We start from the raw sequence: 21246 nt of genomic DNA on the forward strand, positions 1-21246 counted from the left end.
ACAAGAGTATGCGAACTAGAAAATATTTTTTTGGACATCGGTGCTGCTAGGTATTTATTCGGACGTTTTTTCTCTTTATTAGATAATAACTAGCTGTACTGACAGGATTAATGAAAGCTTAGCAGACAAAATACTTACTGATACTAAGTATTCGTTATACAATCCAATTTTGCTAATTTGATCCAACCGAAACTACCCATGGAACTAGAAATGTCAAATATCGATTTTCAGAAAGTAGGTAAAGAAGTTCTCCATATCGAACGCGAAGGTCTAAAAAACCTAGAACAATATATCAATCATGATTTTGACCTCGCTTGTCAGAAAATTTTTTCTTGCCAAGGCAAAGTTGTCGTTATGGGGATGGGAAAATCAGGGCATATTGGAACAAAAATCGCAGCAACACTTGCGAGTACAGGAACACCTTCATTTTTTGTTCATCCCGGAGAAGCAAGTCATGGTGATCTTGGTATGGTCACCGATAAAGATATTGTATTAGCGATCTCAAATTCAGGGGAATCAGGGGAAATTTTAGCTCTGCTTCCAGTACTTAAACGCATTAAAGTGCCATTAATCTGCATGACCAATAACCCAGAAAGCAGCATGGGAAAATATGCGGATATTCATCTGTGCATCAAAGTACCACAAGAAGCTTGTCCGTTAGGTTTAGCACCGACCACCAGCACCACTGCAACCCTAGTAATGGGAGATGCATTAGCCATTGCATTATTAACTGCACGAGGCTTTACAGCAGATGATTTTGCCCTGTCACATCCAGGGGGCGCACTTGGACGCAAACTTTTATTATTAGTTCGTGATTTAATGAGTACTGGTGATGATATCCCGCATATTTCTAAAAGTGCTTCTTTACGTGAAGCCTTAATTGAAATCACTCGCAAAAAACTAGGTATGACCGTTATTTGTGGCGATGACATGAATATTGAAGGTATTTTCACCGATGGGGATTTACGCCGTATCTTTGATATGGGCATTGACCTCAATAACGCCAAAATTGCCGATTTAATGACTCCAGGTGGTATTCGAGTTGCCCCGGGTATGCTGGCTGTTGAAGCACTAAATCTTATGCAATCTCGACATGTTACTTCACTGTTAGTCGCTGACGGCAACAAATTAGTGGGTGTTCTTCATATGCACGATCTGCTGCAAGCAGGGGTTGTATAAATAAAGGAAATGATATGAACGCTAATTATCAGAATACTTGCTATGGGGCAGTGGCCAATTCTGTGATAGAAAAAGCAGCCAAAATTAAACTGTTAATTTGTGACGTCGATGGCGTGATGTCCGATGGCTTAATTTTTATGGGTAATAATGGTGAAGAGCTGAAAGCCTTTAATGTGCGTGATGGCTATGGTATCCGCTGCTTATTAACCTCGGGAATCGAGGTTGCGATTATCACTGGACGCAAAGCTAAACTCCTTGAAGATAGAGCCAAAACATTGGGTATTACATATCTTTACCAAGGACAAAGCGATAAGCTTTTGGCGTATCGTGAACTGTTAGATACACTACAGTTAACTGAAGAGCAAACGGCGTATATCGGCGATGACTTAATTGACTGGCCTGTGATGGCAAAAGTTGGGTTATCTGTGGCTGTAGCTGATGCGCATCCCCTATTGTTACCTAAAGCAGACTATGTCACTCGTATTGGTGGCGGAAAAGGCGCTGTACGTGAACTATGCGACCTGATCTTGCTAGCTCAAAATAAACTAGACGAAGCTAAAGGCTTATCGATTTAAAGAATAGATATCATTCATGAGTAACGCGAAGAAGTGGTTAATCCTTATTTTATCCCTGATAGCTTTAGGGCTTATTGGCTGGAACTTTACCGGGCAAGATGACCTCCAAGTAGCAGGTACCGAAATAAATGACGGGCAACCTAATTATCAAACTGATGATTCAGTAACTTTCGTCTATAATCCGATGGGTGATTTAGCGTATAAACTCGCCGCCAAGAAAGTAGATAATTATACCAGTGGGAAAATTACTTGGTTTACGAACCCAGTATTAACAACCTATAACGATGCAGGGGTTCCGACTTGGACCGTTAAGTCGATAAAAGCAAGATTAACCAAAGAGCGTGTACTCTATCTTTATAGTGATGTTCAGGTTGATAGCTTGACTCAGGAGTCACAAATCCAGCGTGTTCTAACGGATAATGCCGTCGTCAACCTCGTGACACAAGATGTTTCATCTGACGATAAAGTCACCATTATCGGGCAAGGGCTAAATTCAACGGGCTTAAAAATGCGCGGGAATCTTCGCAGTCGAACCGCTGAATTAATTGAAGATGTTAAAACTCAATATGAGTTACAACCGAAAGAGCAACAAAATGAATCCAGTCACTAAGAAACGTTTTATTCAAGGAGCTATTGCTAGCGCAATGTTAGCTCTAAGTCTGCCGGCAATGGCACTGAAAACTGATACTCAGCAACCGATGACAATCAACTCGGTTAAGCAATCCCTTGATTTAGAAAAAAATGTCACCACATTTACTGATGACGTGGTGATCAAACAGGGCTCTATTGATATCCGTGCAAATAAAGTGGTTGTCACTCGCCCAAGTAGCGATTCAGATAAAATTGTCATTGAAGCTTTCGGTACGCCAGTCACATTCTTTCAGCTACAAGATGATGGTAAGCCAATTAAAGGTCACGCATCAAAAGCACGCTATGAAGTTGATCAGCAACTTGTAACGTTAACTGGCGACGCTTATCTCGAGCAGCTCGATAGCAATATTAAAGGCGATAAAATTACCTATGTGGTTCCAACTCAAAAAATGGAAGCATTCAGTGATAAAGGTAAGCGCGTAACCACCGTCTTGTTACCTGCACAGTTACAAGAAAAAGGTCCGGCCGCACAAGGTTCATCAACCAGTAAGAGTAAATAATTGTCATGGCAACATTAACCGCAGAGCATCTGGCTAAATCCTATAAAAAACGCAACGTTGTTGAAGATGTTAGCCTGGAAGTTAAATCAGGTGAAATCGTTGGTCTATTAGGCCCAAACGGTGCAGGTAAAACCACTACCTTTTATATGGTCGTCGGGATTGTTCAGCGGGATGCAGGTAAAATTTTAATCGATGGGGAAGATATTAGTTTGCTGCCTCTGCACGAACGTGCGCGTCGCGGGATTGGTTACCTTCCTCAAGAAGCCTCTATCTTTCGTCGCCTAAGTGTCTATGACAATCTGATGGCGGTATTAGAGATCCGCTCTGATTTAGATTCTCAGCAACGAAAAGATCGCGCTGAAGAGCTAATGGAAGAGTTCAGTATTACTCACTTGCGTGACAATATTGGTCAGTCACTTTCTGGTGGTGAACGCCGCCGAGTAGAAATCGCACGAGCACTGGCTGCTAATCCAAAGTTTATTTTATTGGATGAGCCATTTGCAGGGGTTGACCCAATTTCAGTGTTGGATATCAAAAAAATTATCCAGCATTTACGAGATTATGGATTAGGCGTATTAATCACCGACCATAATGTTCGTGAAACTCTCGATGTTTGTGAAAGAGCTTATATTGTGAGTCAAGGACACCTGATTGCCCATGGTACTCCAGAGATGATCCTTGAAAATGAACAGGTTAAACGTGTGTATTTAGGGGAAGGTTTCAGACTGTAGTCCAGAAAGTCTTTTCGTCTTTAGCCGTATCGTTGATTGCTATGATATTGGTTGTGTGGGTTGTAATGGAGAATAAAGCACATTCATGAAGCAAAGTTTACAGCTCAGAGTCAGTCAACAACTTGCAATGACACCGCAATTGCAGCAGGCCATTCGTCTGTTGCAACTGTCTACACTCGAGCTGCAACAAGAAATCCAACTTGCTCTTGAAACAAATCCGCTACTTGAACAAGAAGAACAATCCCCTGAGCTGGACAACCTCGATATCTTAAGTAGTCATACTGACAGCAGCGAAATCGATACCAAAGATGCCCTCGAAAAAAATGATATCCCCGATGAACTTCCTTTAGACGCCGATTGGGATGAGATTTATACCGCTGGCACACCATCGGGAACCAGTAATGACTACAGTTTTGATGAGCTTCCTGTTTATCAAGGGGAAACGACGCAAACCCTGCAAGATTACTTAATTTGGCAGGCAAATTTAACACCATTTACTGATACCGACCGAGCCATCGCGACGTCCATCATTGATTCCATCGACGAATCGGGCTACCTCACCAATACCATTAGTGAAATCCATGAAGGTATCGATGATCCCGACATTAGCTTAGAAGAAGTCGTGGCTGTCTTAAAACGTATCCAGCACTTTGATCCCCTTGGTGTGGCGGCTCAAGATCTCAAAGAGTGTTTGTTGATCCAGCTATCTTTATATCCTAAGGAAACCGCTGGGTTACAAGAAGCTCGTGTGATTATTAGCGATCATATTGATTTGCTCGCCAACCGTGATTTTAGGCAACTAAGTAAGCTCACTCGCCTCAAAGAAGACGCTTTAAAAACAGCAATTGACCTGATTCTGACACTCAATCCCAAACCGGGTCAATCCATCAATACGGGTGAATCGGAATATGTTATTCCTGATGTGCTGGTGAAAAAAGTCAGTGGGCACTGGCAAGTTGAGTTAAATACAGATAGCATTCCTAAACTAAGTATCAATAATCATTATGCATCAATGGTTAATAATTCAGCCAATGAAAGTGATTCCCAGTATATTCGCAGTCACTTACAAGATGCAAAATGGCTGATTAAGAGCTTAGAGAGCCGTCATGAGACTCTGCTAAAAGTGGCGACTTGTATTGTAGAACAACAACAAGAATTCTTTGAGTTAGGCGAAGAGCATATGAAACCGATGATTTTGGCAGATATAGCCTATCAAGTGGATATGCACGAATCGACTATCTCAAGAGTGACAACTCAAAAGTTTCTCCATAGTCCACGGGGAATTTTTGAGTTGAAGTATTTTTTCTCCAGCCATGTGAGTACCGACACCGGAGGAGAAGCCTCCTCAACCGCCATTCGTGCGCTGGTGAAAAAACTGGTTGCTGCTGAAAACCCAGCAAAACCATTGAGTGACAGTAAATTGACGAGTATGCTGGCTGAACAAGGTATTCAAGTTGCCCGTCGAACTGTTGCTAAGTATCGTGAGTCGTTATCTATTCCGCCATCAAATCAACGTAAGCAGTTGGTTTAATTGATAATATAAGGAAGATTGTATGGAATTTCAGATTACTGGGCACAATATTGAAGTTACACCTGCATTGCGCGAAATTGTTGATAAAAAACTCAAGAAATTAGAGCAATTGTTTGACCGTATTAACAGTATCCAAGTTGTTCTGAAAGTTGAGAAAGTTCAGCAAATTGCTGAGGCTACCGTGCAAGTCAATGGTGCAGAACTCCACGCAACGGCGGAAGAGAATGACATGTACGCTGCAATCGACTTACTGGTGGATAAACTTTCCCGCCAATTAACCAAACATAAAGAAAAACTGAGACAACACTAATACATATTTTCAATCTATTGATTGATTAATGTTCTAAACCAGATGATGGCATACATCATCTGGTTTTGTAGTCCTAAGTGAACAATAAAATGAACAGTGATATAGAAATCCAATTAAGCGATGTTTTATCTGCAAGTTGTACTCGTAATAATCTCATCTGCACGAGCAAGAAAAGAGCACTAGAGATTATTAGTGAACTGGCTGCCGCTGAATTGGAATTGCCGGAAAATACGGTATTTGAAGCGTTATTAACCAGAGAAAAAGTAGGAACCACGGGGATTGGCGGGGGAATTGCGATTCCTCATGGAAAGCTAAATGAAGGCGAAAATGCTCGCGCTGTTGGCGTATTTTTGCATTTAGAAGAGCCAATCTCTTTCGATGCTATTGATAACCAACCTGTCGATCTACTTTTTGCATTACTCGTTCCATCAGATCAGTGTAAAACACATTTGCATACATTATCCTTAATCGCTAAAAAGTTAGCGGATAAAACATTATGTAAACGTCTGCGTTCAGCACAAAGTGATGACGAGTTATATAATATAATTGTAGAGTAGGTTATTGTTTATATGTGTTGGTGCTAGGATGATGAAATTGTTATGATTTCCCATCTTAGGCATCATAAACACGGCGAAATACAAAAAAGAATTCGATGTGCTCGATAATCACAATTGGGTGATCAGTTAGAAATCGATCATTAAGATACAGATCCTAAAGATACAGAAGGGAGTTAGCTCATGGTGCTGATGATTGTCAGCGGCCGTTCCGGTTCGGGAAAATCCGTTGCCTTACGCGCGCTGGAAGATATGGGTTTCTATTGTGTGGATAACCTACCGGTTGTACTACTGCCGGAGTTAGCTAATTCACTCGCTGATCGTAATATTTCAGCGGCGGTGAGCATTGACGTGCGTAACATGCCGGATAACCCAGAGGTTTTCGAAGAAGCGATTGATAGACTACCATCAAGCTTCTCGCCGCAATTATTATTTCTGGATGCGGATCGCAACACCTTAATTCGCCGTTATAGTGATACACGCAGATTACACCCACTTTCTAGCAAAAACTTATCATTAGAAAGTGCGATTGATGAAGAAAACGAGCTGTTAGAGCCACTGCGCTCCCGTGCCGATTTAGTTATTGATACCTCTGAAATGTCGGTACACGAGTTAGCAGAGATGCTAAGAACTCGCTTAATGGGCAAACGAGAACGTGAGCTTACCATGGTGTTTGAATCCTTTGGTTTCAAACATGGTATTCCTATTGATGCCGACTACGTGTTTGACGTACGTTTTTTACCTAACCCACACTGGGATCCTAAATTACGTCCAATGACTGGTCTTGACCGTCCTGTGGCGGCATTCTTAGACCGACACACTGAAGTGCATAACTTTATTTATCAGACGCGTAGCTACCTTGAATTGTGGCTACCGATGTTAGAAACCAATAATCGTAGTTACCTCACTGTCGCCATTGGCTGTACGGGAGGAAAGCACCGTTCGGTGTATGTGGCAGAACAACTGGCTGACTATTTCCGCTCAAGAGGGAAAAATGTGCAGTCTCGCCACAGAACATTAGAAAAACGTAAGTAATGACAGCCAAAGCGACTATCACGCTTAAAAATCGCTTGGGCATGCATGCTAGGCCTGCAATGCTTCTCTATGATTTAGTTAAAAAATTTAACTCTAGGGTTATTTTAAAAAATGACAGTCAAATTGAGGCGGAGGCGGATAGCGTTATTGCTATGTTGATGTTAGACTCAGAACAGGGTAGTAAAATTGATATTGAGGTTAGTGGACCCGATGAAGAATCGGCATTATCTGCAATCATTAAGCTGTTCGAGAGTGGGTTTGACGAAGAGTAATCTTATCAGCTAATCCCTCTAGAACTAACAATATACAAGGTTTTACACGCATAGGCGCCGAGTTCGTGATCGCGATCTCTTCCCTTTAACACCCATAGCGCCTAATATTTTAAAATAATTTATTTCTAGCAAACACCCCCTACCTTCTGGGTGGGGGGTGTTTGCTTTGTACGTTTCTATTGGAGTGTGGTATGACAAAGCCAACAATTATTATCAATGATTTAGATGCTGAACGCTTAGATGCACTGATGGAGCAACCTGCTTATGCCGGTACTCCTGTTGCAGAAGCCCTTAACGATGAATTAGATCGTGCGGATATTGTATCTCCGCAAGAGATCCCCGCGGATGTTGTCACAATGAACAGCACCATTCGTTTCTTGGATCTGATTAGTAATGAAGAGCGTACTCGTACGCTAGTTTATCCCGCGTCACTCAAAGACAGCGCAGAACAACTGTCTGTCATGGCACCGATCGGTGCAGCGCTGTTAGGCTTACACGTCAATGATGAAATTAGCTGGGCACTGCCTAATGGCGTAGAAACCCGCGTTCGTGTGTTAGAGATTGTTTATCAACCTGAAGCGGCTGGCGAATTCCATCGTTAGTCATAGATGGTTATTTCGTATTAGGCATCATAGATGCCTAATACTATATATTTAAAATATTTTCATTTGCAGCTTACCCATCCTATTTAAACATCTTATAAATACTGTCTTATTTTAATTTTCATCATCGTTTTTTAAAATCAGAAAATCAAAAAAAAGCTAACATCAGCCTTTGTTTAAAATAATAAAGGTTAATATTAAATGATAAAAGCATTCCCTAAAAAAATATTTAAAACCGAAAAAAAATCATTAGCTAAATTAATAATCACTAGTATTCTTTTTTCGCCATCTTATGTCTATGGTATATCAAAGAAATACAATCCTGAATTTTATTTAAACTGGGGATTCAATTCTATTTCATCAAAAAATGCCTATGATCTTGGCTATACTGGCGAAAACATTTCAGTTGGACTCGTTGATGCAGATTTCCCATCCGGAATTAGTGATCTTAATAATAAACTTATTTATGTAAATGATAAAAATAATATCTACTCGCACACTGATGCATTTATGATTAACGACCAGATCCCATCAAATTTTCATATATCTGATTATGCATTCGGTGTAAAACATGCTGTAATTATCTCTGGACTACAGAATGGAAAAGGTATTATAGGTATTGCTTCAAAATCAAAAATATACGCTCAAGATGACCGAAATAGCTTATATGGTCTTATTGATAATTACCCAGTAAGAGTTATCAATCATAATGGAACTTTAGAAAAAGATCAGGATTACGATGTATCCAAAAAAAATGTTCAATTAATTAGCATTAATAATATTGATAATTCCCACAGTAGTATAGACAGCTTAAATTATAAAGAAAAAACCAATAAAGCCACGCCATTACTATTTTTAACATCGACAAAAATCGCACCAGGATTAACCATAAAAAATTTTGTTGATGTTGAAAATGATTCAATTTCATTAATTAATGGCAAAAAAATACCTATTAATATGCGTGATGCTCAATTAGGTATTATGGGGCAACTACACTCAATAAAATCTTCTAGTAAAAAAAATATTTTGAATGTGTTTCCTGTAGGTGATTTTAATCATTATAACCAACCTGGAATTTTAGCTGGCTTACCTATCGTCTACCCTGAATTAATAAAAAACACATTAGCTGTATCAAATATTACACCGGTTAGGTCACAGGGCCTTAATATCACTAACCCTGATAATATATTTATTACAAGTTCAGGTGATAAATACCAACATATATCTTATCTTGATAAACCCTATTTACGTGAAGTGGATTTAGCTGTTGGTGAAATAGATTATTTGTGGGAGCTAAAAAACAACCAGCTAATTCGTACAAATGTTATTCTCAATGATGAGTTTACAAAAAAAACTTTGCACACAACCTCATCACAATGTGGCTATGCCGCACTATGGTGTGTCTCCGCACCAGGAACAGAAATATACAGTTCAACATTACGTACCAGTAAAATTGATGACCAAATGAATCTATTACACGAAGATTATGGCTATTCGACTGGATCGTCACTGTCCGCTGCACATACCTCTGGCGCAGCTGCCGTATTGATGCAACGTTTTCCCTATATGGATTCTGCCGATATTAGCCTAGTTTTAAAAACAACAGCCACTGATCTCGATGAACACGGTGTTGTGGCTAATAACCCCAAAATCATTGATCGCTATTTTGGCTGGGGAGAAATTAATTTAGCAAACGCAATTAAAGGCCCGTCAATGTTTGCCTCTGCCAATGATGTAGAAGTAATGCTTGCCGATGACCTAAAAACAGAGCTCGGTGATGACTTAAAATTACTTACGGAAAGTTTTGGAAGCGGCATGTTTATTGCGAATATTCAGCAAGGTGCCATCTACGATAAAGGAACACCAAGGGAGCGCTCTTGTAATACAACAGAGTGCCTATACGATAAATGGGAAAATGATATTTCTGGTAGTGGGGGCTTAATCAAGCGAGGCACCGGAACACTGGAGCTTGCTGGAAAAAATAACTCTTATACAGGTACGACGGAAATAGAAGCAGGACAGCTCATTATTTCCGGCTCCACACGTTCAGATATTAATGTGTATAACACGGGCATTTTATCAGGAAGTGGCTCAGCCAGTAATATACATATTTATCAAGGCGGAACGTTTGCACCAACTCAATACGGCCAACTAAGCACTTTTACCATCGATGGTGATATCACTTTTGACCGTAACTCAACTTTTTCTGCTCAATTAGCTCCAACAACAAACCAAATAGATCAATTAGCCGTAACGGGCAAAGTTTATATCGATAATGCCGCCATTAATCTATACAGCCAAGAGTCAAGTCAATCCCTGACTGCGTCCGATATGCAAACTTATCAAGGAAAGTACTATACCTTTATTACTGCAGAACAAGGAATTGAAGGGGAGTTTTCAAACGATACTATCAATGTATTAAAAACCGATAATGTGACGCCTGAGATTTTCAAATCAAAAGACACCAATGCTTATCACTTGATTTTTGATAACAAAAATAAATCAGAGAGTACATTAACTGATTTAGATAATAAAATGACGTTACATCACACTACCTTCAAACCTTATGCAAAAGCAATCCAACAAAAAGCTAAAAAAGCCAGTGAGATTCACTCGAGTATTATTGCTGAACAGTTTAATAATCATCGCCGAGTTCGCGATCAAATCACAGAACATTTAAACGAGAGAGAACCGCAAACAGACGGTATACACACATGGGCTTCTATTTTGCATAACTCAAGTTATGCCGAAAATTATACTCATCGCCATCATGGTTTAATCATCGGTAGCAATAAAACCATTAATAATTGGTCTATCGGTATGATTGGTGCCTATATTGATGGAAATTTAAGGGACCAAAACCATAATTCGGCTCATCAATCTAGCCATCATATTGGTGGTTATACTGAGTATTCAAAAGATAATTGGGCATTTGTGAATGGGGCAACTTACTCATTTGATCAATACAAGACTCTCGTTGCTGATACATATGATGGTCAATTTAATGCTGATTATCACTCACATTCCACGCAAATATTTACTACGTTATCCAAACAGTTTAACTGGAATACTATTCAAATTGAACCGACAGGAAGTCTGTCTTACACCTCTATTTGGAGCCCTGCAATAAAACAAAGTAATGGTTTCTATCAATTAGAAAGCGCCAAAACACGTAATCATATTCTGAGTTCATCATTAGGTAGCAAGATAGCTAAAACATGGAAGTTCGACGACAAATTAGCGATAAAAACTTACGTGGGTGCAGCATGGCTTCATACTTATGGAGATGCTCAAAATGGTGGGAGTTTCCAATACAACACCAATAATCCGCTGATCAATAATCAAGTTGATGGAGCGAAAAGTGTCATTCCAATGATTAAAAATGGAACTCAGTTAAACGTTGGAGCTTCTATACCTCTTATGGAAAATGCAGAAATGTCGGTTAATTATAGCGGTGTACTTTCGAAAAAATACCAAGAACACGGAGGAACTTTAAATATCGGCTGGCACTTTTAATTTTAACTCATATTATGATGGAGCCTCTCTTTCGAGGCTCCTATCCATAAAAACTCTATTCCCCTGCAATACTCATTTCAGGGATTAATACAGAACCACACTGAATATTGCTACGGGTTTCAATATCATCTGCGATAGTGACCATATTCATCCACATATCCTTTAGATTACCCGCAATCGTAATTTCGCTAACAGGGTATTGGATTTCACCGTTCTCAACCCAAAAACCCGATGCGCCGCGAGAATAATCCCCCGTAATGCCACTAACACCCTGCCCCATTAGCTCAGTCACAACCAACCCTGTTCCCATCTGCTTTAATAATGCATCAAATGATAACCCTTGGCCGGCGATGCGCCAGTTATGAATGCCACCCGCATGACCGGTACTTTGCAGTCCTAACTTTCTTGCTGAGTAGCTGGTCATTAACCATGTTTGCAGAATACCATTTTCTACAATATTACGCTCAGTGGTACGAACGCCTTCGCTATCAAACGGTGAAGACGCAAGCCCTCCCATTAAATGTGGCTGCTCGTTGATGGTCAACCAACTCGGTAAAATTTGTTTTCCTAAGCTATCGAGTAAAAATGATGATTTTCGATAAATACTGCTGCCGCTAATCGCCCCCACCAAGTGACCAAATAACCCTGTCGCCACTTCTGAGGCAAAAATTACAGGAGCTTTCATGGTTGGTAACTTACGTGGTGATAAGCGCGATAATGTACGACGAGCACATTCTTGACCGACCCATTCAGGGGATTTCAGCGCATCAATGCTACGGCCAATGGTATAGGCATAATCGCGCTCCATTTGACCATTTTCCTCGGCGATTACGCAGCTCGACATAGAATAGCGGCTGGAACTGTAGCTTTTCAGTAGGCCATGTGAGTTACCAAAAACACGGATACCATAATGACCATTAAAGCTGCCGCCTTCGGTATTAATAATCCGAGAGTCTGCTTTCAAAGCCGTCATTTCAGCGATGGATGCATATTTAATGGCGTCTTCTGGAGACAATTCACTGGCTTGGAATAAATTCAAATCTGGGGCATCGAATGCCAATAAAGATTTTTCTGCGGGACCGGCATAAGGATCTTCTGAGGTATAGCATGCAATATCGATAGCAGCTTGCACCGTGCGTTCAATAGCCTCATGACTCAAATCGGTTGAAGAGGCACTACCTTTACGTTGTTTGTGATAAACCGTAATGCCTAATGCACCATCACTATTAAATTCAACATTTTCCACTTCACCTTGGCGAGTACTAACGCTAATTCCAGTGCTTTTATTAACAGCAACTTCAGCAGCGTCACAACGACTTTTGGCATACTCCAATGCGTGGGCGACGGCTTCTTCTAATTTTTTACGTTGTTCGGTAACTTGTTCAGTGACACTCATGCATTTAGTCCAATAAAGTGGGGAAAAGTAATTTTCTACCTAGACATATCAATGTTAAGTAGTCATAAGGGGGCTTTCCCAGTTACAATAGCGTTAATAGTAAGAATGTTAACACTCATAACGCCGTAGATCATCTCTGCGTTTAGTAAAAAGGAAAATCCCTATGGCCAAACAGCCTGATGACTGGCTGGATGATATCCCAGCGCCCGAAGAAGACGAGGACGATGAGATTATTTGGGTCAGTAAAAGCGAAATTAAACGCGATGCTGAGATCCTCAAAAAATTAGGGGCCGAGCTTGTCGACTTAAGTAAAAATGAACTTGAGCGTATCCCATTAGATCCTCAATTGCTTGAAGCGGTAGAGCTAGCCCAGAAAATAAAACGAGAAGGACGTCGTCGTCAGTTACAACTTATCGGTAAACTGCTACGTTCTCGTGAAGTTGAACCGATCACAGAAGCTCTAGATAAACTGAAGAACCGCCATAACCAGCAAATCGTGATTTTCCACAAATTGGAAGATCTGCGCACTCGCTTGCTGGCAGGTGGTGATGAGGTGATTGAAGAGGTTGTTGCGCTATTCCCACACACTGACCGTCAGCAGTTACGTGCACTAGTACGTAATGCGAAAAAAGAGCGTGATGCGAACAAACCACCGAAAGCATTCCGTCAAATCTTTCAATATTTGAAAGAGCTTTCTGACAGTATCTAGCGAATACTCCCCTATATCGCGATGATTATAGGGGGGTTATCTTTAAAACTGCGTTTTCAAGATATTCAGTAATGTTTGGAATTCGGTATACCCTTCTCTATCTAAAAAATGCCCTGCATTTTCTTCAATCACTATATCTGCTTGTAGTGCACAAGCTAAATCTTTTGATGCTTGCGGCTCCACCACCCGATCATTGGATGAAATCAGTGATATTCGTTTATTTGCGATATGGGTTAACTTACGATAATCCAATAAAACCTCAGTATGAGACTCTAAGCTAGGTAATGTTTCAAGGTTATGGTCAAAGCCTGCCACTAATACATATCCCCCGATTTTAACGCCTTGAGGTACTTGTTGTTCAAGAAAGCGTAAAACGGTAACACAACCAAGGCTATGGCCAATCAGGATAGTATCTTCATCAAACTGAATATGAGAATTGAGCAAATGCTGTTGCCATTTTTGAGGGTCTGGAAAATTAGACTCTGGCATGGCAGGCACAGTCACTATCGCCCCTAAAGACTCTAATTCTTCTTTTAGCCAAGGAAACCAATTTTTCTCAGGTGATGCTGTATAGCCATGAACAATAATAATTTTTTTGCCTTTCATTACCGGCTCCTCAACATCATTTTCATGGAAAAGATTACTACTCGGCATTGTGTATTACCTACGTTAAAAGAGATAAACCACACTATTTCAGCTTTCAGGGATATCTAACAGAAAGATAAAACGCCCTTCTAATTCATCCTCAGCCTCGTTCATCAGATCAATAATTTCCGCAAATTGGTGCTGCTGCGCTAGGCTCAAATGACTAAAAATTATTGTCATCGGTAACTCAATCTCACCGGAAATCATATCCCATAATGCATCGAGGTTATGCCCAAACCAAGAAGGTAGCGAGAATTTTTGCTGGAATTGACAATAAAAATCCTCGAGATCCCTTATCTGGCAAAAATCAAAAATAACGTTATTGTTCATCGGAATGTCCATTATTTGACTTGCTGGAAGCTTTTATAGTGGTCGGTCGTGACAAAAATCATGCCATCCGATGAATAGAGTAAACGGTCAGCACCGCGATGCCCGCAGCGATAGTTGATATCCGCTTCATACCATTGGCGACTGTCTGTCATCGGCAAGCGTTTTTCACGATTAGAAAAACGGTCGCCACCAATAGCTCTGCCCGGCAATACATCACAAAGATTGCCTTTTTTTGCATCCCAGCCTGCTTCTCGTGCCTGTTTTTTAGTGATATAGAATGCCGGTAACTTTTGGTATTTCTCCATAAAGCTGACCACATTATTTTGTGCGGTCAGTTGGTCAATCGTTTTCGGCATCTCTTTTGATGCGGCAACTTCATGGGATGGCGAATTCGCCGCTGGCTCCGTCGCAGGTTGCTCTCCACCTTTAAAATAGAGGCTAACCGCAATTAAAATTGCCATTAAAACTAATGAAATAACGCGTTTATTCATCTTTTTCTACCTTATTTGGATTATAAGCTGATAAGCAATCGCCCTAGTGGCACAGGCAACTAGGGCGATTAAATAGAAAAGCTTAATATATCCGTAATTACGCCGTGCCGCCGACAGTCATTTTATCGAGTTTCAATGTAGGTTGCCCAACACCAACAGGCACACTCTGTCCCTCTTTACCGCACACACCAACGCCTTTATCTAGTGCAAGGTCATTACCAACCATGGAGATCTGTTGCATCGCTTCTACACCAGAACCAATTAAGGTTGCGCCTTTCACTGGCGAGGTAATTTTACCGTTCTCAATTAAGTAAGCTTCTGACGTTGAGAATACAAATTTACCCGAGGTGATATCCACTTGTCCGCCACCAAAGTTCGGTGCATACAGACCTTTTTCAACACTCGCAATGATCTCTTCCGGTGTGGACTGCCCTGCCAACATGTAGGTGTTGGTCATGCGTGGCATTGGCAAGTGTGCATAAGATTCACGACGTGCATTTCCCGTTGGAGCAACGCCCATCAAGCGAGCATTATGTTTATCTTGGATGTAATTCCGTAAAATACCGTTTTCAATCAAGATATTATATTGACCAGGAACGCCTTCATCATCCACTGCTAATGAACCTCGGCGCCCAACAATCGTGCCATCATCCACGACAGTACAAAGTGAAGATGCCACCTGCTCGCCAACTTTGCCGGAGAATACTGAAGTACCACGGCGATTGAAGTCCCCTTCAAGTCCGTGACCTACCGCTTCATGCAGTAAAACACCCGGCCAGCCTGCACCTAATACCACGGGCATCATTCCCGCAGGAGCCGCAATCGCAGAAAGATTTACCAGCGCCATACGCACGGCTTCGCGAGCATATTGTTCCGCGACAACCTGCCCTTGATGAATCTCGAGGAAGTATTCGTAACCATAGCGACCACCGCCACCACTTGCGCCACGCTCACGTTTACCATCATGTTCCACCAGCACACTAACGGATAAACGCACCAGAGGACGAATATCCGAGGCTAACGTTCCATCAGTGGCAGCGACTAAGACTTGCTCATAGACACCGGTTAAGCTGGCATTGACTTCAATAACACGCGGGTCTTCTGCTCGCGCGACTTGATCCACACGATGTAACAGTTCAATTTTCTGCTCACGTGGTAAACTTTGTAAAGGATCCGCTTCTGAATAGAGTTTTTTGTAGTCAACATTGGTTAAGATCTGTGACTTTCCAGAACCCTGTTCAGTCACGATGCTACGTGCTGCGGTTGCGCTTTGGGTCAGTGCTAACAAGGAAATTTGGTCTGCATATGCAAACCCCGTTTTTTCACCTGTGATCGCTCGAACACCCACACCTTGGTCAATATTGTAGGAACCATCTTTGATAATTCGGTCTTCTAATACCCATGACTCATGGTAACTAGACTGAAAAAACAGATCCCCATAATCCACACGACGCTCAGATAAAAGCGTTAAAATATCGTACAGATTATCTTGTTTAAGACCATTGGCAGTCAGCAAATGTTCGCTGACAGAAGCTAAACTCATATTCGTTACTCTTGTTGTCGTTTATTTTTTAATTAATGACGTCAATTGCGGTCTAAAGCGGTTATGTTTTACCACTCGAATTTGTTGACGCATGACATTTAAACTTTCCGGTTGAATATTCACAACCAATGCCGATACTGCATCGACATTTTTTTTCATCACTTTACCCCAACCATCGACGGCTAAAGAGTGTCCCCATGTACGACGAGTTCCATGAACTCCCACTTGGGCTGGTGCTAATACATAACATTGGTTCTCAATTGCACGGGCTCTTAACAGTGGCTCCCAGTGGGCTTGCCCTGTATAGCGAGTAAATGCAGCGGGAACTGAAATAATTTCCGCACCTTGCTCACGCAATGCTTGAAATAAACCAGGGAAACGTAGGTCATAACAGATAGTTAAACCTAAACGTCCCACGGGGGTATCCACAACCGTGATATGCTCACCCCGTTGATAAATCACAGATTCGTTATATTCACCTTGCTCATCTTCAATATTCACATCAAACATGTGAATTTTATCGTAGCGTGCGGTGATATTGCCTTCGGCATCAAACAGTAAACTGCTGCTAGTAATACGTGTCGGATCTTCACGACTAATCAATGGCATCGACCCAATCAGGATCCAAACTTTATAGCGGATAGCCATCGCGCGAATAGCGTCTTGTAATGGGCCTTTGCCTTCTGTTTCAGCCTTTTTACGATAGGTTGCAGCATCGGCAAATAGCAATGCGTTTTCGGGAGTTAGTACTAACTGCACGGTATCAGGCAACTGTTTAATTTGTTGCTCGATCTGTGCCAAGTTGTGCTTCGTATTATCTCCACTGCATAACTGCAAAAGTGCAACATTACCCGTTTTCATTACTCTTGAGTCTCCTTAAGCTGACGTAATACTTCATCAATTTTTGGTTCATCCACACTGCCGGTGACACGATAACGAATGACCGAAATTTTGCTCCATAGCGGGCCAAGGACTTTCGATGCCGCAAACACTGCTGCCCCAGCAAATGGGTTAATCACGAATGCGGTGGCTACACCTACTGTAGCAGAAATTTCAGGGGTGATAACCGCCTCAATATTTAATTGGCGGTTAACCAGATCAATGTCCCCATTCAGTGCAATATCTGCCAATAATCCATCGATATATAAATTTTTCGAGGTTAGAGTACCATTTTTAATGGTCGCGTCACCTTTGATGGAATCAAAATCAAAGTCGTTACTGAACGTGTCGCGAAAATCGAGCTGTAATTTACGTAATAAAGCATCAAAGCTGACTAAACGGAGAAGTTGACCCGCACGTCCCCCGCCCATGTGAGCAATCGCCCCTTTGCCTAACTGGGCCGACATTTTACCGTTTAGTGTTGGCAAATCTGGCGACCAAGGAACGTCTATCCAATTCAAGTCAAACTCGACGACATAAGGAGAGTCAATGATCGGAACCAATACACCAAAATAAGCTGCCGTTTCATCGAAAGCGTCTCCCGTTAGTGAGCCCGCAATTTCGGTTTTATTTTCTTGCCCACTACGCCATATTGCATCCAGTTTCAGATCAGAGGCACTATTTTTTAACGATCCTCCAGTGAGCTTCAATGTATGGAGGTCTTCAGGGATCACTTTGGCACTAATTTCGCCCAATTTTTGCCCCCCGACCCAACAATCTGCACAATAAATATTGACTCGTGGCCAGTCACTAAAATTGAACGTTTCAGGTTTAACCTTATCGTCTTTTGCGGTAGTTGAAGATTCAGGGTTGTAATAGAGATAATCAATATTTAGTGCCCAATACTGTTTACTGTACGTTTGTAGGGTACCTTTTAAGTTCTCACTATCAACACGGATTAATTGTTCATTACGATGTAAATCGTATGAAAAACTTAGGTTTTTCCAATACTGTCCAGCAAGGTAGATGGACGGTACTTTGACTTCGAGCATGTCAGGTAAAGCCACTTTGGCGACTTTATCGCTAGCAGGAGAAGCGAGGAAACCACTGGCTAAATTTTCCCAGTTCACATCATTCACCGCAGGTAAATCCACTAAAATGACAGAGTTAGCCGGTAACTCAGGTATTTTATTATTCCACGCTGAGATATGAGCCTTTAATAACTTCAATGGCTCACTCGCGAGACGCCATTCGGTATTAAAGCCAAGACGTTGACCGATATCACCGCCAATAACCAGTTGTTCCGTGGAACCTTTGGCTTCAACATTCACGCTACCAAGCTGCGTTAATAACGCCGTATTAAGTGCTGGCAATTGGCTTTTTAGCTTATTAAGACCGGCGGTAATTTCAATTTGTAATCCTGTAGCCTGTTTGCTGGATTCAGGAATAGTAATATTAATATGGCTTTTCCAATCACTGATCCCAGTGACTTTTCCTTTCAATTCCTGAGACTCTATCGGTAACTTGGCGAATTCCCAGCTACCACCTAGATTAATGTCCACTAAGTAATCTTTGGCGCGTGTTAAGGTCGTAAAATCTAGAGATACCGGCTGACCGATCCACTGCCCGGTAATTTTATCACTCACTAAATCCCCATTAGTGAATTTAAAGCTACCAGTAAGCCCATGAAGAGTGCTGTCGATGGGGCGAACAAATACATTATTTTTATTTAGATTGACTTGCCCTTTAGCCACTACATCTTTACCAGCAACCAGAGGGATTGCCAGATCTAAATTACCCGTGACGGTGCCATCAATTTGCAACTCGTCAAGAGTATCCCCGATAGAGTGTTTCAGTGGAGTATGAGTGAAATACTCTTGGATCTGTTTGCCTGTACCCGTCACGCCTGAATCTATATGCAGCATGCCATCACTGTAGTCACGGATCACCGCATTCAGGTTGGTGGCGGTGGCGTCCCCTAATTTCACGGAGTCGGTATGCATCGCCAACCCAGCACGGCTAAAATCAAGGTCGAGGTCTAAATTTAGTAGCGCAGGCCATTGGTCATCATACTCAAAAGTTCCCTCACGTAGAGGGACATACACTTGGAATTGACCATCATTTTTGTAATAAGGGAAATGCTCTGGATTGCCTTTGTACACCAACGTTGCATTATCGACATGCCCAGCAATAATCGCTTTCGTCAGATAATCCGCAACCTCTTGTCCCATCAATTTTTGAGGGAAATAACGCCATGCATTCCCCGCATCATCCGTACTAATTCCCAGTAAAATGGCTAAATCCGTAACATCCGATTTCTTTGCTTGAGCGTAGCTGAATGATCCATTGGCCCAGACAGAGTTGGCTTGTAAATCAATGGAAGGCCCCCATAACTTGAATTCACTGTCATTGTTGACCCAATGTAATTTACCTTTAGCGCTGCTAATTTCAAAAGGCGCTTTAAATTCATCACGATAATCGACAATGCTATCTTTCAGGCTAAAAGAGAGATTTCCTTCCTGAGAATTCCCCATTAAAACCCCTGAAAAATGGTTCACAGAGGGTAATTCTTTCCATTTTTTCCAGCTCACATCCTGCCAATCCATACTGATTTGCATATGATCTTGCAGATCTTGAGTGAGATCGAGAGAAAATTCAGTGACGACCCCTGTTGGCTGGCGATGTTGCCAATCTTGTACCATTTCAGGGGTGACAAATGAGAATGTGGGGAGAACTTCACTGAGACGTTCTAATTCAATATTTTTGGCACGAATTCGCCAGTGATCTTTATTTTGATACTTAGCTGATGAAGGTAGATAGAGCACAGAAACACTGCCCTGAGGCCAGATATATTCATTGGTTTTCAGAGTATCCAGCTCCGGAATATTGAATAACCAGCCATTGCCCTGACGCTTCATTCGAACTAATAAATCATTGACTTGCAGGTTTTGCACTGAGTCTTTCTCACCCCAGTTTGCCTCTCCTTGACGTAGCTGGATCAGCCCCATATCAATACGGTTATTTTTAAGGGTGACCCAAGATGAGAGGCTGAAGTTAGCATCACGAAGACCAGTATTTTCACGCAGCCACTGACTGAGCCATGGCTGCATATCAATGTTATCGGCCTGTAGATAAAAAACACCGTCACTTAAAACGCCATTTTTATCAGAGACATACAACTTTACTTGCAGGTAACTATTCTGTTTATTCAGTGTTTCAAGGCTAACAAAGCCCTGAGCTCGGTGGCGCTCACTCTCGTTTAACCAAGAGAGTTCAGGTAGCAATAACGTCATTTTCTGTTCTGATGGGGTCAGAAACGTTAACTGGCTATCTTTTAAAATGAAATGGTCGAACTGACGTAAAAATAAGTCATCAATCGCATCATAATTGGTTTCTTCTTCAGACCCGTCAAGACTGAGAGGAACTTTATGATCCACATTGAGTTGATAAAAAGTGAGGTCACGAAAGCGCCAACGAAGAGAAAATAAGGAGTTCCAAATGTCTAATTCTACCGTGACTTTATTCACGTCGACATCAGTAGAGGCACTCTTTAGAGAGACATTGTGAATGATAATTTCAGGACCATAATAGCGCCATGCTCCTGCAATCTCCCCAATCTGTAGCTTGATATCGCCCTTTTTTTCAATGTAACTGATAATTTCTGGACGATAATTATTAATATTAGGTAATAGGAAACGCAAACTGGTGAGTACCAACGCACACAGCAACAATACAGCAGCAGTTGTCACGAGAACTACACGTGGCAGTCGTTTCACCAGTTTCTCCTTAAAGCGAAA

General features: G+C 41.5%; 20 protein-coding genes. 13 read left to right on the forward strand and 7 right to left on the reverse strand.

The window, feature by feature from the left end:
- Window positions 1–210 precede the first annotated feature (210 nt).
- The 12 genes from kdsD to PROVRUST_RS07870 all read left to right on the forward strand — a co-directional run bounded on the left by kdsD (window position 211) and on the right by PROVRUST_RS07870 (window position 11456).
- On the forward strand, window positions 211–1179 hold the full coding sequence (gene kdsD, locus PROVRUST_RS07815; protein WP_039854757.1) for an arabinose-5-phosphate isomerase KdsD: 969 nt from the start codon (window positions 211–213) through the stop codon (window positions 1177–1179).
- A gap of 14 nt (window positions 1180–1193) precedes the next feature.
- Window positions 1194–1754 (forward strand): 3-deoxy-manno-octulosonate-8-phosphatase KdsC, encoded by a 561-nt coding sequence (gene kdsC, locus PROVRUST_RS07820; RefSeq protein WP_006814227.1) that lies wholly within the window; start codon window positions 1194–1196, stop codon window positions 1752–1754.
- Window positions 1755–1770: 16 nt separating this feature from the next.
- Entirely contained in the window at window positions 1771–2364 is a 594-nt protein-coding gene (lptC, locus tag PROVRUST_RS07825; RefSeq protein WP_006814228.1) for an LPS export ABC transporter periplasmic protein LptC, read from the forward strand.
- A complete protein-coding gene (gene lptA, locus PROVRUST_RS07830) occupies window positions 2348–2905 on the forward strand; it encodes a lipopolysaccharide ABC transporter substrate-binding protein LptA (RefSeq protein ID WP_006814229.1) in 558 nt (185 codons plus the stop codon). The genes lptC and lptA overlap by 17 nt, the downstream gene beginning before the upstream one ends.
- Window positions 2906–2910: 5 nt before the next feature.
- On the forward strand, window positions 2911–3636 hold the full coding sequence (gene lptB, locus PROVRUST_RS07835; protein ID WP_006814230.1) for an LPS export ABC transporter ATP-binding protein: 726 nt from the start codon (window positions 2911–2913) through the stop codon (window positions 3634–3636).
- Window positions 3637–3721: 85 nt separating this feature from the next.
- Window positions 3722–5167 (forward strand): RNA polymerase factor sigma-54, encoded by a 1446-nt coding sequence (gene rpoN, locus PROVRUST_RS07840; RefSeq protein WP_006814231.1) that lies wholly within the window; start codon window positions 3722–3724, stop codon window positions 5165–5167.
- A gap of 22 nt (window positions 5168–5189) precedes the next feature.
- A complete protein-coding gene (gene hpf / locus PROVRUST_RS07845; RefSeq protein WP_006814232.1) occupies window positions 5190–5477 on the forward strand; it encodes a ribosome hibernation promoting factor in 288 nt (95 codons plus the stop codon).
- An 89-nt stretch (window positions 5478–5566) separates the two neighbouring features.
- On the forward strand, window positions 5567–6034 hold the full coding sequence (gene ptsN, locus PROVRUST_RS07850; protein ID WP_006814233.1) for a PTS IIA-like nitrogen regulatory protein PtsN: 468 nt from the start codon (window positions 5567–5569) through the stop codon (window positions 6032–6034).
- Window positions 6035–6214: 180 nt separating this feature from the next.
- Window positions 6215–7066: an RNase adapter RapZ gene (gene rapZ, locus PROVRUST_RS07855; protein WP_006814234.1), complete on the forward strand. Its 852-nt coding sequence runs from the start codon at window positions 6215–6217 to the stop codon at window positions 7064–7066.
- Complete coding sequence (gene npr / locus PROVRUST_RS07860; protein ID WP_006814235.1) at window positions 7066–7338, forward strand: PTS phosphocarrier protein NPr; 273 nt, start codon at window positions 7066–7068, stop codon at window positions 7336–7338. The genes rapZ and npr overlap by 1 nt, the downstream gene beginning before the upstream one ends.
- Before the next feature lie 191 nt (window positions 7339–7529).
- The gene (gene rnk / locus PROVRUST_RS07865; protein ID WP_006814236.1) at window positions 7530–7940 is read left to right on the forward strand and encodes a nucleoside diphosphate kinase regulator; all 411 of its coding nucleotides are present in this window, start codon (window positions 7530–7532) and stop codon (window positions 7938–7940) included.
- 201 nt (window positions 7941–8141) lie between these two features.
- Complete coding sequence (locus PROVRUST_RS07870) at window positions 8142–11456, forward strand: autotransporter domain-containing protein (protein ID WP_006814237.1); 3315 nt, start codon at window positions 8142–8144, stop codon at window positions 11454–11456.
- A gap of 55 nt (window positions 11457–11511) precedes the next feature.
- On the opposite strand, the gene pmbA is transcribed toward PROVRUST_RS07870, so the two are convergent.
- Window positions 11512–12852, reverse strand: a complete 1341-nt coding sequence (gene pmbA / locus PROVRUST_RS07875; RefSeq protein WP_006814238.1) for a metalloprotease PmbA — start codon at window positions 12850–12852, stop codon at window positions 11512–11514.
- A 163-nt stretch (window positions 12853–13015) separates the two neighbouring features.
- Between pmbA and yjgA the strand changes: the two genes are divergently transcribed.
- A complete protein-coding gene (yjgA, locus tag PROVRUST_RS07880; protein WP_006814239.1) occupies window positions 13016–13561 on the forward strand; it encodes a ribosome biogenesis factor YjgA in 546 nt (181 codons plus the stop codon).
- Window positions 13562–13603: 42 nt separating this feature from the next.
- Here yjgA and PROVRUST_RS07885 read toward each other — a convergent pair whose 3' ends face one another.
- The 6 genes from PROVRUST_RS07885 to yhdP form a co-directional block, all read right to left on the reverse strand.
- Window positions 13604–14167, reverse strand: a complete 564-nt coding sequence (locus tag PROVRUST_RS07885) for an RBBP9/YdeN family alpha/beta hydrolase (RefSeq protein ID WP_039854759.1) — start codon at window positions 14165–14167, stop codon at window positions 13604–13606.
- A gap of 87 nt (window positions 14168–14254) precedes the next feature.
- Entirely contained in the window at window positions 14255–14536 is a 282-nt protein-coding gene (locus PROVRUST_RS07890; RefSeq protein ID WP_039854760.1) for a barstar family protein, read from the reverse strand.
- Window positions 14537–14547: 11 nt separating this feature from the next.
- Window positions 14548–15027 (reverse strand): ribonuclease domain-containing protein, encoded by a 480-nt coding sequence (locus PROVRUST_RS07895; RefSeq protein WP_006814242.1) that lies wholly within the window; start codon window positions 15025–15027, stop codon window positions 14548–14550.
- 97 nt (window positions 15028–15124) lie between these two features.
- On the reverse strand, window positions 15125–16570 hold the full coding sequence (gene tldD, locus PROVRUST_RS07900) for a metalloprotease TldD (protein ID WP_006814243.1): 1446 nt from the start codon (window positions 16568–16570) through the stop codon (window positions 15125–15127).
- A 21-nt stretch (window positions 16571–16591) separates the two neighbouring features.
- Window positions 16592–17431: a deaminated glutathione amidase gene (gene nit1 / locus PROVRUST_RS07905; RefSeq protein WP_006814244.1), complete on the reverse strand. Its 840-nt coding sequence runs from the start codon at window positions 17429–17431 to the stop codon at window positions 16592–16594.
- Window positions 17431–21225 (reverse strand): AsmA2 domain-containing protein YhdP, encoded by a 3795-nt coding sequence (gene yhdP, locus PROVRUST_RS07910; protein ID WP_071599543.1) that lies wholly within the window; start codon window positions 21223–21225, stop codon window positions 17431–17433. The genes nit1 and yhdP overlap by 1 nt, the downstream gene beginning before the upstream one ends.
- Window positions 21226–21246 lie beyond the last annotated feature (21 nt).

Source organism: Providencia rustigianii DSM 4541, assembly GCF_000156395.1.
Taxonomy (GTDB): domain Bacteria; phylum Pseudomonadota; class Gammaproteobacteria; order Enterobacterales; family Enterobacteriaceae; genus Providencia; species Providencia rustigianii.

Bases quoted from the DNA above. Each gene is read 5' to 3' on its own strand.
- kdsD (WP_039854757.1), top strand. From the start codon at position 211: ATGTCAAATATCGATTTTCAGAAAGTAGGTAAAGAAGTTCTCCATATC.
- kdsC (WP_006814227.1), top strand. From the start codon at position 1,194: ATGAACGCTAATTATCAGAATACTTGCTATGGGGCAGTGGCCAATTCT.
- lptC (WP_006814228.1), top strand. From the start codon at position 1,771: ATGAGTAACGCGAAGAAGTGGTTAATCCTTATTTTATCCCTGATAGCT.
- lptA (WP_006814229.1), top strand. From the start codon at position 2,348: ATGAATCCAGTCACTAAGAAACGTTTTATTCAAGGAGCTATTGCTAGC.
- lptB (WP_006814230.1), top strand. From the start codon at position 2,911: ATGGCAACATTAACCGCAGAGCATCTGGCTAAATCCTATAAAAAACGC.
- rpoN (WP_006814231.1), top strand. From the start codon at position 3,722: ATGAAGCAAAGTTTACAGCTCAGAGTCAGTCAACAACTTGCAATGACA.
- hpf (WP_006814232.1), top strand. From the start codon at position 5,190: ATGGAATTTCAGATTACTGGGCACAATATTGAAGTTACACCTGCATTG.
- ptsN (WP_006814233.1), top strand. From the start codon at position 5,567: ATGAACAGTGATATAGAAATCCAATTAAGCGATGTTTTATCTGCAAGT.
- rapZ (WP_006814234.1), top strand. From the start codon at position 6,215: ATGGTGCTGATGATTGTCAGCGGCCGTTCCGGTTCGGGAAAATCCGTT.
- npr (WP_006814235.1), top strand. From the start codon at position 7,066: ATGACAGCCAAAGCGACTATCACGCTTAAAAATCGCTTGGGCATGCAT.
- rnk (WP_006814236.1), top strand. From the start codon at position 7,530: ATGACAAAGCCAACAATTATTATCAATGATTTAGATGCTGAACGCTTA.
- PROVRUST_RS07870 (WP_006814237.1), top strand. From the start codon at position 8,142: ATGATAAAAGCATTCCCTAAAAAAATATTTAAAACCGAAAAAAAATCA.
- pmbA (WP_006814238.1), bottom strand. From the start codon at position 12,852: ATGAGTGTCACTGAACAAGTTACCGAACAACGTAAAAAATTAGAAGAA.
- yjgA (WP_006814239.1), top strand. From the start codon at position 13,016: ATGGCCAAACAGCCTGATGACTGGCTGGATGATATCCCAGCGCCCGAA.
- PROVRUST_RS07885 (WP_039854759.1), bottom strand. From the start codon at position 14,167: ATGAAAGGCAAAAAAATTATTATTGTTCATGGCTATACAGCATCACCT.
- PROVRUST_RS07890 (WP_039854760.1), bottom strand. From the start codon at position 14,536: ATGAACAATAACGTTATTTTTGATTTTTGCCAGATAAGGGATCTCGAG.
- PROVRUST_RS07895 (WP_006814242.1), bottom strand. From the start codon at position 15,027: ATGAATAAACGCGTTATTTCATTAGTTTTAATGGCAATTTTAATTGCG.
- tldD (WP_006814243.1), bottom strand. From the start codon at position 16,570: ATGAGTTTAGCTTCTGTCAGCGAACATTTGCTGACTGCCAATGGTCTT.
- nit1 (WP_006814244.1), bottom strand. From the start codon at position 17,431: ATGAAAACGGGTAATGTTGCACTTTTGCAGTTATGCAGTGGAGATAAT.